Consider the following 11,821-nt stretch of genomic DNA (forward strand, 5'->3'; position numbering starts at 1 on the left):
TTTGTTTATATTTTAAATTGCAAAACAGTTTTTCAGCAAATCATTATTAGAGAGTCGTAATTTTTAAACCCTAAATTAATTTTTTAATTAATTAATTAAAGGAGGTTTATGAATTTAAATAAAAAATTATCAGACATCTTAGATCCTAAAAAAATAGAAGTTGTTAAAAATCCTATAGAGAAAGCTCATGGATTACCTAATGAGTGTTATTTGAATGACGATTATTTAGAATTTGAAAAAGAAAAAGTTTTTAAAAATAATTGGACGATGGTTGGTGTTGCAAGCTCGGTTCCAAATCCTGGTGATGCAAAGCCATTTAATCTTTTAGATATTCCAATATTAATAGTCAGAAACAAAGATAATGAGATAAAAGTTTTTCATAACGTTTGTAGTCACAGAGGTTTCAAATTAGTTGGCCAAGAATGTAAATTAAAAAATGTAATAAGATGTCCTTATCATTCCTGGTCTTATGATTTTAATGGTAAATTAACTGTTACTCCTCATATAGGTGGGCTAGGAAAACATGAGGTTCGAGGATTTAAAAAAAATAATAGCAACCTAAAAGAAATAAAATCAAAAGTTTGGATGGATTTAATCTTTATAAATATAAATTCTAACGCAAAACCATTTGAGGAATTTATTAAACCTTTAGAAGATAGATGGTCTAAGTTTATTTCTAAAAAAGATCAACAACTAATAAGACATGCTTCTGACAATGGTTACTTTAATATGACCGTAAATAGTAATTGGAAATTTGCTATAGAGAATTATTGCGAAAGCTATCATTTGCCATGGATACATCCAGAGCTGAATAGAGTTTCAAATATTGCAGATCATTATCATATAGAAGATGAAAATTTTAATTTCTCTGGACAAGGAAGTGATAAATATTCACAACAGTTCGATGGGAATATAAAATTTAAATGTTTTCCTAATTGGCCAAGTGAAGTATCTGAAAAATCTGAATATGTATCATTATACCCTAATGTTATGTTGGGAATTCACATAGATCATTTTTATGCATTTTGGTTAGAACCAATTTCAAACAATCAGACAAAAGAACACTTTGAATTATATTATATCGGAGATGAAAGCGCTTCGAGTGATGAGTTTAAAGGGATTAGAGAAAAAAATTTTGCATTTTGGCAAGAAGTTATGAACGAAGATGTAACTGCAATTGAAGGAATGCAAAAAGGGCGAAGCTCACCTGCTTATAATGGTGGAAATTTTTCACCTGTAATGGATACACCTACTTTGATGTTTCACAAATGGGTTGCAACAAATTTAACAAAATGAAAGGATAAATTATGAAAAAAGATTTAATTACAAGGTTAAATGAGGGTCCTATCATGTGTGCAGAAGGATACCTTTTTGCAATGGAAAGAAGAGGTTATCTTTCAGCAGGTCCATTTGTTCCTGAAGTTGTGTTGGAGCATCCTGAAGTAGTAACTCAATTACATAGAGAGTTTATCAGAGCTGGTTCAGATGTAGTTCAGGCATTTACTTATTATGGTCATAGAGAAAAACTAAGAATAATTGGTAAAGAACATTTGTTAGAACCAATGCAAAAAGGCGCTCTTAAAATTGCAAAAGATGCTGCAGCTGAATTTAAAGATTTAGATTTGATGGTTTGTGGAGATGTTGCAAACACAAACGTATTTGATCCTGGTGATGCAAATACTCATAAGCAGTGCCAACAAATGTATGAGGAGCAAGTTGCTTGGGCAAAAGAAGCTGGAGTTGATTTTGTTATTGCTGAAACAATTAGTTGGACTGATGAAATGAAAATTGCTTTGAAAGCAATTAAGGACGCTGGGCTAATTGCAGTTTGTAATTTTGCAATTCCAAGAGGTGATAAAACTAGAGAAGGACACAGTGCTGAAGATGCATGTAAGATGATGGAAGATCTAGGTGCTGATGTAGTTGGATTAAATTGTTACAGAGGACCAGAGATGACAATGAAACTTTTAAAAAAAGTTAGAGACAAAGTTTCTTGTCATGTGTCAGGTCTTCCAGTTCCTTACAGAACTACTGAGGAAGAACCTGGTTTTTTAAATATTACTGATCATGGTTGCGATTGTATTCCTGGTGGAAATGCATTTCCTGTAGCTTTAGATAATTTATTTTGCAACAGATTTGAAATGGCAGAATTTGCAAAAAATTGTGTTCAGAATAAAATAAATTTTATTGGTATATGTTGTGGTGCTGAAGCTCATCATGTCAGAGAAATGTCTGTTGCAATTGGTAAAAAACCAATTTCAATGAAATACATGCCAGACATGAGTAAACATTTTCATCATGGTACAGATAAATCTTTAAAAAAAGTAAATAAGGAAATTAAATATTAATGGAAAAACATGCCAAAGTAGTAATCATAGGTGGTGGAGTAGTTGGATGTTCTATTCTTTACCATTTATCAAAATTTGGATTAAATGATTGCATTTTGCTTGAGAGAAATGAATTAACCTCAGGTTCTTCGTGGCATGCTGCTGGAAATGTTCATGTAATTTCTTCTGACCCAAATATCTCTCGGATGATGGCATACACAATAGGTTTATATAAGGAGATTGAAAAAGAATCTGGTCATTCAACAGGATTTAAACCTAGTGGAGGTTTTTATTTAGCTTCAAATGAAGTGTGGGCTGATTATTTAAAAAGAGAGAGATCAAAAGCAAGATACATGGGGCTTGACCAAGAATTTATATCTTTAGAAGAAGTAAAAAAGAAACATCCTTTAATTGATCCTTCAAGATATCTTCTAGCTTTATGGGATCCTATTGATGGTGAAGTTGATCCATCAGGTGTTACTTATGCTTTTGCAAAAGCTGCAAAAGTTCATGGTGGAAAATATTACACTCATACAGTTGTTAAAGACACTAAACAAAAAGAAGACGGAACCTGGGATGTCTTTACTGAAAAAGGAAACATTAATGCTGAAATAGTAATTAATGCGGGTGGTTTGTGGGCAAGAGAAGTTGGCCAATTAGCAGGATTAAATCTTCCAGTTCAACCAATGGAGCATCATTATTTGATTACAGAACCTATTCCAGAAATTGAAGCAATGGGTGACCAAAGATTGCCTATCGGAACAGATTTTGAGGGAAATATTTATTTTAGACAAGAAGGAAAAGGAATGTTGCTTGGAACTTATGAACCAAAATCTACTCCCTGGAAAGTACAAGGGACACCAATGAATTTTGGTCATGAATTATTGGAACCGAAATTAGATAATATTGAAGATCGATTAGCAATTGGGTTTGAGAGAATGCCTGCCTTAGAGCGTGCAGGAATAAAAAATATAGTTAACGGGCCTTTTACTTTTGGTCCAGATGGTAGTCCTTTGATTGGTCCTGTACCTGGAATGAAAAATTATTGGGTTGCAGTTGGTGTGATGGCTGGGTTTTGCCAAGGGGGTGGAGTTGGAAAATGTATTGCTGAATGGATTATTGATGGTGAGCCTTCCATTGATGTTTGGGCAATGGATGTTGCAAGATTTGGAGATTACGCATCCCCTCAATATGGAACAATAAAATCTTCAGAAAATTATGAGCGAAGATTTATTATGACATTTCCTAATGAAACTTTACCAAAGGGACGAAAACAAAAAACAACAGCACTTTATGATCGTTTTGTTAATCAAGGAGCTGTGATGGGAGATAGTTTTGGATTAGAGAATGTTTTGTGGTTTGCAAATAATAAAGAAGATGCTCATGAAGAACCAACAATAAAAAGATCTAGATCGCATGATTATGTTTCAAAGGAAGTTATTAATGTAAGAGAGAATGTTGGTTTGATTGAAGTTGCAAATTTTTCAAAACATGAATTCAAAGGCCCAGATGCTAGAAAATTTTTAGATCACATAATGGCTGGTAGACTTCCAAAACCAGGAAGAATATCTTTATCTCCAATGTTGTCATATAGAGGGAAATTGTGTGGAGATTTAACTGTAGCTTGTTTAGATGAAAATGAATTCATGGTGTTTGGTTCTGGAGCTGCTCAAGAAATGCATAGACGTTGGTTTGAAAGTCACTTAGATAAATTTAATTTAAATTATAAAAATAGATCTGATGAGTTTCATGGATTATCAATTGCAGGACCTAATTCAAGAAAGGTTTTAGAAAAAATAGTAAGAGATGATGTTTCAAATGAAAAATTTAAGTTTAGAGACTCAAGAAGAATGTTTGTTGGTGGAGTTCCTGCATTAGTAAATAGAATTTCATTTACTGGAGAACTTGGCTACGAAATATATGTAGCACCTCATTATCAATTAAAATTATACGAAGAACTAGTTGAAGCTGGAAAAGAATTTAATATTAAACCCTTTGGTGGAAGAGCTTTAATGTCGATGAGATTAGAGAAAAATTGGGGAGCTTGGACATTAGATTACAGACCAGATTTTACTCCTAAAGAAACAGGATTAGATGTTTTTATAAATTGGGATAAAGAATTTATAGGTAAAGAAAGTGCACAAAAGGAAAACTCTTCAAACAAACTTATACCTTTAATTGTTGAAACCAATGATATTGATGTAACAAATAACGAGGCTGTTATGAATGGAGATCAAAGTATAGGTTACGTTACTTCAGGTGGTTTTGCACACTTTGTAAACAAGAGTGTTGCCTTTACTTTTGTGGATCAGGATAAAATTAAATTTGAAAATAAAGTGCAAGTAGAGATAAATGGAGATTTATTTAATTGCTCAATTATTAAAGAACCACTTTATGATCCAAGTGGTCAAAAAATGAGAAGTTAATGTCTGATCAAGAAAAAGACGTATCTAAAAATTTAAACATTTATAAGTTGGACAAAACAGAAGACGTAATGAATTATTACGCAGATTGGGCTGAAAATAACAAATATAATAAGGATATGATTGATTGGAATTATACAGGTCCAAAAGAAACAGCTGCAGCTTTTAAAAAACATCAGCAAAATAAAGATGCATTAATACTCGATGCGGGTTGTGGTACAGGGCTAGTTGCGCAAGAATTAGAGAAATTTGGGTTTAATAATTTTCATGGAATAGATTTATCCCAAGATCTTTTAAATTCAGTTCCAAAAAATCTTTACAAAAAATTAAGTAAATTAGATTTAAATAAAGAAATTCCTGAAGCAGATAATACTTATGATAGTGTGTTATGCGTTGGAACCTTCACATTTGGTCATGTCAAAAATAATGCTTTAGATGAGTTTTTAAGAATCACTAAGTCAGGTGGTTATATAGGTTTCACTATAAATGAGGGTATTTTTAAGAAATATAGTTTTGATACTAAAATAGATCAATTTAAAAAGAACAAATTGTGGGAAGAAAAAGATTTCTTTAAATCAGACTACATTGCTAGTAAAAATGTAAACGCATGGTTAGGAATTTATAAAGTTACAAAATGAGATTTAGTAGAAAAATAGCTCCAGAATTTAAACCAAAACAGAATTTTATTACCAAAAAAAGATTAAGAGAAGATGAAATAGATTTTGATAAACTGAGATCATATCGTTTAGATAGAGTTAGAAAAGAATTAGAAAAAAATAATTTAGAAGCTTGCTTTTTATTTGATCCAGTAAATGTTCGATATGCATTAGACACAGTAAATATGAGTGTTTATAATATGCATAATTTAACTCGATACTGTTTTGTTCCTGTTAATGGTCCTGTAATTCTTTACGAATATTTTAATTGTGAAAAGTTATCTGAACATCTTCATCTTATAGATGAATTGAGACCTGCAATAACTTGGGATTATTTTAGTAACGGAGAACAATCAGATGCACAACTACAAAAATGGATTAATGAAGTTAAACATTTATCTAAATCATATTTTACGTCAAAAAAAATTGCCATTGATGTTTTAAACGGCCCTGCAGTTTTAGCGTTAAATAAAGAACAAATTCAAGTGGTTGATGCTAAATTAATTTTAGAACAAGCAAGAGTAATTAAATCATCTGAAGAAATTAAATGTATGAGATCAGCAATAGATGTTGCTGAAATGGGTATTGTTAAAATGAGAGAACAATTAAAACCAGGAATGACAGAGAATGAATTATGGTCGATACTTCATCAAACAAATATAGAAAATTATGGTGAATGGATTGAGTGTAGATTGTTAGCCTCAGGAGAAAGAACCAATCCTTGGATGCAAGAATGTGGAAACAAAGTTATTCAAGATGGTGAACTAGTCGCTTTTGACACAGACATGGTAGGACCCTATGGATACTGTGCGGATATTTCTAGAGCATTTGTTGTTGGTAACAAATTTAATGAAGAACAAAAAAAGCTCTACTCAATGGCTGTTGAACAAATAGATTACAATTCAAGATTAATTAAAGATGGTTTATCTTTTAAAGAATTCACAGATAAATCATGGATTTTACCTGAAGATTACTACCCAAATAGATACTCTGTAATGGTACATGGAATAGGTCTTTGCGATGAGTGGCCTGCGATTAGATATCCAACAGATGGTGGTGAACGTAGTGGAACGTTTCAAAAAAATATGACTATAACGGTTGAGAGCTATATTGGTAAAGTAGGTGGTAAAGAAGGTGTTAAGCTTGAGCAACAATACCTAATTGGTGAAAATGGACTTGAATTAATGTCCCATCATCCGTTAGAAGATATTTAATACAATTAAAATTTAGGAGAAATAATGACATATCAATGGGATAATAAAAAACCTACAGCGCAAATGTTAGGAAGATGGCAACCCTTTCATGATGGGCACTATAAATTGTTTAAAGAAATAATTAAAAAAACAGGACAAGTTTGTATTCAAATAAGAGATGTACAAGGTGTTGATGATAATCCATTTGATTTTGAAACTGTAAAAAAAAATATTGAAGAAAGATTAAATCCTGAGTTTGAAGGTCAATTTAAAATTATGTTGGTTCCTAATATTACAAATATTTGTTACGGAAGAGGTGTTGGATATAAAATTGAGGAAATAGTTTTAGATGAAGAAACTCAAAAAATCTCAGCAACTAAAATTAGAGCTCAAATGAGAGAAGAGGGTAAATTAAAATAATTTTTAATGAACGATAGATTAAATACTATTGTCGATTTAAAAAGATATCCTATTCACGATTTAAATTCTCCAATCATTAAAAGTTTAGTAAAAAAATGTAAGGAAGAATTAGACCAATATAGTTGTTCAACTATTCCAAATTTTATTTTGCCTAAATCTTTAGAGGTAATGAATACAGAATTAGAAAAACAACTTGATGAAGTTTATATGTCAAAAGAAAGCATCAATGCATATCTTTATGCTAAAGATGATCCAAGTTTACCTGCAAAACATCCAAAGAGAAATTTTATGGAAAGGTATAATGGATATTTAAATTCAGATTGCTTTCCAAAAAATTCAGAAATGAAATATCTTTATGAAACAGAAGAACTTTTAAAATTTGTTTCTGCATGTTTAGGTATTTCCCCTATTTATAGATGGGCAGACCCTTTGGCTTGTCATGCTTACAACGTTATGAAACCAGATGGAATTCTTCCTTGGCATTTTGATAGTTGTGAATTCACTCTAAGCTTGATGATTCAGAAACCTGAAAAAGGAGGTGTTTTTGAATATTGTCCAAATATTAGAGCACCAGGTAATGAAAATTTTGATGAGGTTAAAAAAGTATTAGAAGGAGATAGATCAAGAGTTAGACAACTTAAATTAGAACCTGGAGATCTTCAAATTTTTAAAGGAAGATTTACTCTGCATAGAGTTACAAAAGTAGAAGGTCAAAAATCTAGGTATATGTGTATTCCTGCTTATGTCTTAGATCCTTATAGGGTAAATACACCAGAACACTCAAAAGCAATTTATGGTAAAGTTTTACCAATTCATATAGAAAGAAATCAGGCTAGATCCGATGGATTAACTGATTAAATGATAAGTAATATTAAAATAAAGAGAATTAATTCAGAGATTTCATCAATTATAATTGATGAACCAAAAACATATAATTCTCTTTCATTTAAAAATCTTTCCGATTTATTAAAATCATTAAAAAAATTAGATGCTGATAAAAAAACTAAAGTAATAATCATAGAGGGTGCAGGTAAAGGATTTAGTGCTGGCCACAATTTAAAAGAAGTTAGAAGTCTTAAAAATAAAGACAAATACCAAAAGTTATTTAATCTTTGCTCCAAAGTTATGTTGCAAATTGTTGAGGGAAAAAAACCAGTTATTGCTAAGGTTCATGGTGCAGCTTTTGCAGCAGGCTGTCAGTTAGTTGCAAGTTGTGATCTTGCATATAGCACTAAAGACTCTTTATTTGCGACACCAGGTGTAAATATTGGATTGTTTTGCAGCACACCAATGGTGGCTGTTAGTAGAAAAATTAATCGTAAACCAATGATGCAGATGCTTCTAACAGGAGAGCCTATCAAAGCAAATTATGCAAAAGAAATTGGTTTAATAAATGATCATTTTTCCAAATCAAAATTAAATGATGAAGTTTTGAAAGTTGCAAAAAAAATTGCATCTAAATCAAATTTGACCATTAAAATTGGAAAACAAGCTTTTTATAAACAATTAGAAATGCCTCTAAGAAAAGCATACTCTCACACTAGCAAAATGATGACTATTAATATGATGGCCATGGATGCCAAAGAAGGTATTTCGGCCTTTTTAGAAAAAAGACAACCAAATTGGAAACATAAATAATAATGAAGAACAAAAAAAATATACTTATTATTTTATTTGTTATTTTTGGAATGTACTTTGTATTAAATTTTAAAGATCATAACTTTAAAAGAGCAGTAGATGCTTGTATTGCAGGAAGCCAAAAATTATCTGAGACTAAAATTACTGATTTGGATGAAGCAAGAAAATTCTGCGAGGAACAAATTAAAAAAGAAAACAAATAACAAAATGAGCGACATAAAGAGGATTTTAAAAAATTCTAAATCTATAGCAATGATTGGTGTCAGTAATGATTTAAAAAAACCCTCAACTATTGTCATGAAATATATGCAAGAGTATGGTTATAAAGTTTATCCAGTTAATCCATCAGCTAAGGGTAAAAAGATTTTAGGTGAAGAAGTGTATGCTTCGATAACAGAGATTAAAGATCCTATAGACATTGTAGATGTTTTTAGACCTTCTAAAGAAGCCTTTGGCATAGCTGAAGATACTGTGAAAATTGGCGCTAAGGTATTATGGTTACAACTTGGAATAAGAGACGAAGATGCTAAGTCACTTGTAGAAAAAAATAATATAGAATATGTAGAAAACAAATGTACCAAAATGGAATATCAAAAATTTTTTTTAAAAGTAAGACAGGCTTTTCCTGTTTTAAGCAATTAATTTTATGAACATAGTAAATTTTACACCAATACCGGCTTTTACTGGTGGATTGATCATTGGTTTAGCAGTGGTGGTGTTTTTTTTACTTAACGGTCGTTTAGTAGGAATTAGTGGTATCGCAAGTAATGCGTTAACAGAGAAAGAAAATAAATTTGATAATTTATTATTCTTATTGGGATTAATTATTGCACCATTTATTTATTCTTTATTTTCTAAAGGAGAAATTAGCATTAGTATTTCTAATTCTTATGTCTTGATGATAGCAGCTGGTTTGTTGGTTGGAATCGGAACACGGATCAGTGGTGGTTGTACAAGTGGACACGGTATAAGTGGTATTGGAAGATTTTCTTTAAGATCAATTATTGCAACAATTACATTTATGATTGTTGGAATATTAACTGTATTTATAAAAAATTTATTATGAACAAATTAGCTTCCCTTATTTCAGGTATAATATTTGGTATTGGTTTAGTGATATCTGAAATGGTTAATCCAGCAAAAGTATTAGGCTTTTTAGATTTATTTGGAAATTGGGATCCCTCTCTTGCATTTGTGATGATTGGAGCTTTGGTTATTTCATCTCCTTTGTTTCATATAATTAAGAAAAAAGAAAAACCACTACTTGCAGAGAAATTTAATTATTCAAATAACAAAACAATTAATAATCAATTAATTTTAGGTTCAGCTTTATTTGGTGCTGGATGGGGTTTAGGAGGATTATGTCCTGGTCCGGCTATAACTTCTGTTGCTTTATTGAATATTTACTCACTAACTTTTGTTGCTTCAATGTTTGTAGGATTTTACTTAGTTAAATCATTCAATTTAAGCTCCCCAAGATAAATTTATAATTTTTCTTAATTGTTTATAATGAGTAGAAATAATTTTTATGAATAAAGTTTTAAAATTTTTAGACAACACTTTTTTAGATTTAGGTCGACAATTTAAATGGACTTATTTGCCTCCTTTGATGGTTTATGTTGCAGCTGGTATTTCTGGATTAACTGGAATAGTCGGAACTTTTTTTGTTAAAGACTACTTAAATTTATCTGCAGCTTTTTTAGCTGGACTTGGGTTCTGGGCTGGAATTCCATGGGCTTTAAAAATGCCTTTAGGACATTTGGTAGATCTTATATGGGATAGAAAAAATTATATGGTTTACTTTGGCGCCTCTTTAATCGCTTTAAGTTTGCTGATTATGTATGGACTTATAATTCATACAGGAGACATGTCTGAAATTTTCTCAGTTGAGACTTGGTTTGTGATTAGCGTAATTTTAGCACCTGTTGGTTATGTAATTCAGGATGTTGTTGCTGATGCTATGACTGTTGAAGCTGTCCCATTAACTGATGAGAGTGGAAATGATTACAGTAAAGATCAAGTTAAAATTATGCATACAACAATGCAAACCCTTGGTCGTTTTGCAATTATTGGAGGTACTGTTTTAGTTGCGTTGGTGAATGTAATTTTATTTAGAGATGTAGATAGCCTAGAACAGGCTGCTAAAATTGCTCTTTACGGTAAAATTTATTTATATGCGTTAATTATTCCAGTTGTTTCAATCTTAGGAGTATTTTTAGCAAAATATTTAAGGAATAAGAAAATTCAAAATTTAAAATCTAAAGGACTTGAATTTAAAGAGGAAAGAGGATCTGAGAAAACTAAAATTAATTGGTGGATACTTGGAGGAAGCTTAATTTTTGTTATTTTCACTTTATCTATTGGATCCTTCAAAGTTCCCTTTGCACAAGAAATTGTTTTCATTGGTTCAGTCATTATAATTTTATTTTTGATGTTTAAGCTCATCAAAGAGTTGCCAGAAAATTTAAGATTAACAATTGTTGGTACTGCAGTAATTATATTTATATTTAGAGCAATGCCAGGGCCTGGTCCTGGTCTAACGTGGTTTGAAATTGATGAACTTGGTTTTAATGAACAATTTTTTTCAATTTTGTCTTTACTAGCATCAATTTTAACATTGGCTGGAATTGTTTTATTGAGACCATTTATGGCCAATAACTCAATTGCAAAAATTATTGTTGTATTAAGTATAGCTGGTGCGATTTTATTTTTACCAAGTGTTGGAATGTATTATGGATTTCATAATTGGACCGCTTCAATAACAGGTGGTGTAGTTGATGCTAAATTTATAGCGATACTTAATACAGCTTTAGAGTCTCCATTGGGTCAGGTATCAATGATTCCTTTATTAGCTTGGATTGCAAAAAATGCTCCTTCACATCTTAAAGCAACTTTTTTTGCAGTTTTTGCTTCTTTTACAAATTTGGCTCTTTCAGCAAGTTCTTTAGGAACAAAATATTTAAATCAAATTTTTACAGTTACTAGAGAAGTAAAAGATAAAGTTTCAGGTGAAATTCAAACTACTGCTGATTACTCAGAGCTTGGGTTATTGTTAATTGTGGTAACTTTACTTACACTAATTTTGCCTATTTTATTTGTCTATATAATTAACAATAGTAAGTACAAAACCTCAGAATAAACAATAATTTTATAGTTTTTTTGGT

Annotated in this window: 13 protein-coding genes; all 13 read left to right on the forward strand. The window is 31.0% G+C overall.

The annotated features are described in order from the left end of the window. Nucleotides 1-108: 108 nt before the first annotated feature. The 13 genes from ACTTAS_RS01035 to ACTTAS_RS01095 are packed head-to-tail and all read left to right on the forward strand — an operon-like array spanning nucleotide 109 to nucleotide 11,796. The gene (locus tag ACTTAS_RS01035) at nucleotides 109-1,296 is read left to right on the forward strand and encodes an aromatic ring-hydroxylating oxygenase subunit alpha (RefSeq protein WP_440678018.1); all 1,188 of its coding nucleotides are present in this window, start codon (nucleotides 109-111) and stop codon (nucleotides 1,294-1,296) included. A gap of 11 nt (nucleotides 1,297-1,307) precedes the next feature. After that, nucleotides 1,308-2,348, forward strand: coding sequence for a homocysteine S-methyltransferase family protein (locus tag ACTTAS_RS01040; RefSeq protein ID WP_440678019.1), 1,041 nt, complete (start codon nucleotides 1,308-1,310; stop codon nucleotides 2,346-2,348). Beyond that, the gene (locus ACTTAS_RS01045; RefSeq protein WP_440678020.1) at nucleotides 2,348-4,753 is read left to right on the forward strand and encodes a GcvT family protein; all 2,406 of its coding nucleotides are present in this window, start codon (nucleotides 2,348-2,350) and stop codon (nucleotides 4,751-4,753) included. The genes ACTTAS_RS01040 and ACTTAS_RS01045 overlap by 1 nt, the downstream gene beginning before the upstream one ends. Further along, nucleotides 4,753-5,388 carry a class I SAM-dependent DNA methyltransferase gene (locus ACTTAS_RS01050; protein WP_440678021.1) on the forward strand — a complete coding sequence of 212 codons (636 nt, stop codon included), beginning with the start codon at nucleotides 4,753-4,755 and terminating at the stop codon, nucleotides 5,386-5,388. Before ACTTAS_RS01045 ends, ACTTAS_RS01050 begins: the two co-directional genes overlap by 1 nt. Continuing rightward, the gene (locus tag ACTTAS_RS01055; protein ID WP_440678022.1) at nucleotides 5,385-6,620 is read left to right on the forward strand and encodes a M24 family metallopeptidase; all 1,236 of its coding nucleotides are present in this window, start codon (nucleotides 5,385-5,387) and stop codon (nucleotides 6,618-6,620) included. Before ACTTAS_RS01050 ends, ACTTAS_RS01055 begins: the two co-directional genes overlap by 4 nt. A gap of 24 nt (nucleotides 6,621-6,644) precedes the next feature. Then, nucleotides 6,645-7,019: a cytidyltransferase gene (locus tag ACTTAS_RS01060; protein WP_075506148.1), complete on the forward strand. Its 375-nt coding sequence runs from the start codon at nucleotides 6,645-6,647 to the stop codon at nucleotides 7,017-7,019. Nucleotides 7,020-7,025: 6 nt separating this feature from the next. Then, nucleotides 7,026-7,877 (forward strand): HalD/BesD family halogenase, encoded by an 852-nt coding sequence (locus tag ACTTAS_RS01065; protein ID WP_440678023.1) that lies wholly within the window; start codon nucleotides 7,026-7,028, stop codon nucleotides 7,875-7,877. Then, nucleotides 7,878-8,657 (forward strand): enoyl-CoA hydratase, encoded by a 780-nt coding sequence (locus ACTTAS_RS01070; protein WP_440678024.1) that lies wholly within the window; start codon nucleotides 7,878-7,880, stop codon nucleotides 8,655-8,657. Between the two features lie 2 nt (nucleotides 8,658-8,659). After that, a complete protein-coding gene (locus ACTTAS_RS01075; protein ID WP_440678025.1) occupies nucleotides 8,660-8,860 on the forward strand; it encodes a hypothetical protein in 201 nt (66 codons plus the stop codon). Nucleotides 8,861-8,864: 4 nt separating this feature from the next. Further along, nucleotides 8,865-9,299, forward strand: coding sequence for a CoA-binding protein (locus ACTTAS_RS01080; RefSeq protein ID WP_440678026.1), 435 nt, complete (start codon nucleotides 8,865-8,867; stop codon nucleotides 9,297-9,299). A 4-nt stretch (nucleotides 9,300-9,303) separates the two neighbouring features. Next, nucleotides 9,304-9,723 carry a YeeE/YedE family protein gene (locus ACTTAS_RS01085; RefSeq protein WP_440678027.1) on the forward strand — a complete coding sequence of 140 codons (420 nt, stop codon included), beginning with the start codon at nucleotides 9,304-9,306 and terminating at the stop codon, nucleotides 9,721-9,723. Continuing rightward, a complete protein-coding gene (locus ACTTAS_RS01090; protein ID WP_440678028.1) occupies nucleotides 9,720-10,139 on the forward strand; it encodes a DUF6691 family protein in 420 nt (139 codons plus the stop codon). Before ACTTAS_RS01085 ends, ACTTAS_RS01090 begins: the two co-directional genes overlap by 4 nt. A gap of 46 nt (nucleotides 10,140-10,185) precedes the next feature. After that, nucleotides 10,186-11,796 (forward strand): hypothetical protein, encoded by a 1,611-nt coding sequence (locus tag ACTTAS_RS01095; RefSeq protein ID WP_440678029.1) that lies wholly within the window; start codon nucleotides 10,186-10,188, stop codon nucleotides 11,794-11,796. The last annotated feature ends 25 nt before the right edge of the window (nucleotides 11,797-11,821 follow it).

This window comes from Candidatus Pelagibacter sp. HIMB1611 (genome assembly GCF_052047715.1).
Classification (GTDB): domain Bacteria; phylum Pseudomonadota; class Alphaproteobacteria; order Pelagibacterales; family Pelagibacteraceae; genus Pelagibacter.

Coding starts and splice junctions, on each gene's coding strand:
- ACTTAS_RS01070 (WP_440678024.1), top strand. CDS start 7,878: ATGATAAGTAATATTAAAATAAAGAGAATTAATTCAGAGATTTCATCA.
- ACTTAS_RS01080 (WP_440678026.1), top strand. CDS start 8,865: ATGAGCGACATAAAGAGGATTTTAAAAAATTCTAAATCTATAGCAATG.
- ACTTAS_RS01095 (WP_440678029.1), top strand. CDS start 10,186: ATGAATAAAGTTTTAAAATTTTTAGACAACACTTTTTTAGATTTAGGT.
- ACTTAS_RS01050 (WP_440678021.1), top strand. CDS start 4,753: ATGTCTGATCAAGAAAAAGACGTATCTAAAAATTTAAACATTTATAAG.
- ACTTAS_RS01035 (WP_440678018.1), top strand. CDS start 109: ATGAATTTAAATAAAAAATTATCAGACATCTTAGATCCTAAAAAAATA.
- ACTTAS_RS01085 (WP_440678027.1), top strand. CDS start 9,304: ATGAACATAGTAAATTTTACACCAATACCGGCTTTTACTGGTGGATTG.
- ACTTAS_RS01045 (WP_440678020.1), top strand. CDS start 2,348: ATGGAAAAACATGCCAAAGTAGTAATCATAGGTGGTGGAGTAGTTGGA.
- ACTTAS_RS01055 (WP_440678022.1), top strand. CDS start 5,385: ATGAGATTTAGTAGAAAAATAGCTCCAGAATTTAAACCAAAACAGAAT.
- ACTTAS_RS01040 (WP_440678019.1), top strand. CDS start 1,308: ATGAAAAAAGATTTAATTACAAGGTTAAATGAGGGTCCTATCATGTGT.
- ACTTAS_RS01060 (WP_075506148.1), top strand. CDS start 6,645: ATGACATATCAATGGGATAATAAAAAACCTACAGCGCAAATGTTAGGA.
- ACTTAS_RS01065 (WP_440678023.1), top strand. CDS start 7,026: ATGAACGATAGATTAAATACTATTGTCGATTTAAAAAGATATCCTATT.
- ACTTAS_RS01090 (WP_440678028.1), top strand. CDS start 9,720: ATGAACAAATTAGCTTCCCTTATTTCAGGTATAATATTTGGTATTGGT.
- ACTTAS_RS01075 (WP_440678025.1), top strand. CDS start 8,660: ATGAAGAACAAAAAAAATATACTTATTATTTTATTTGTTATTTTTGGA.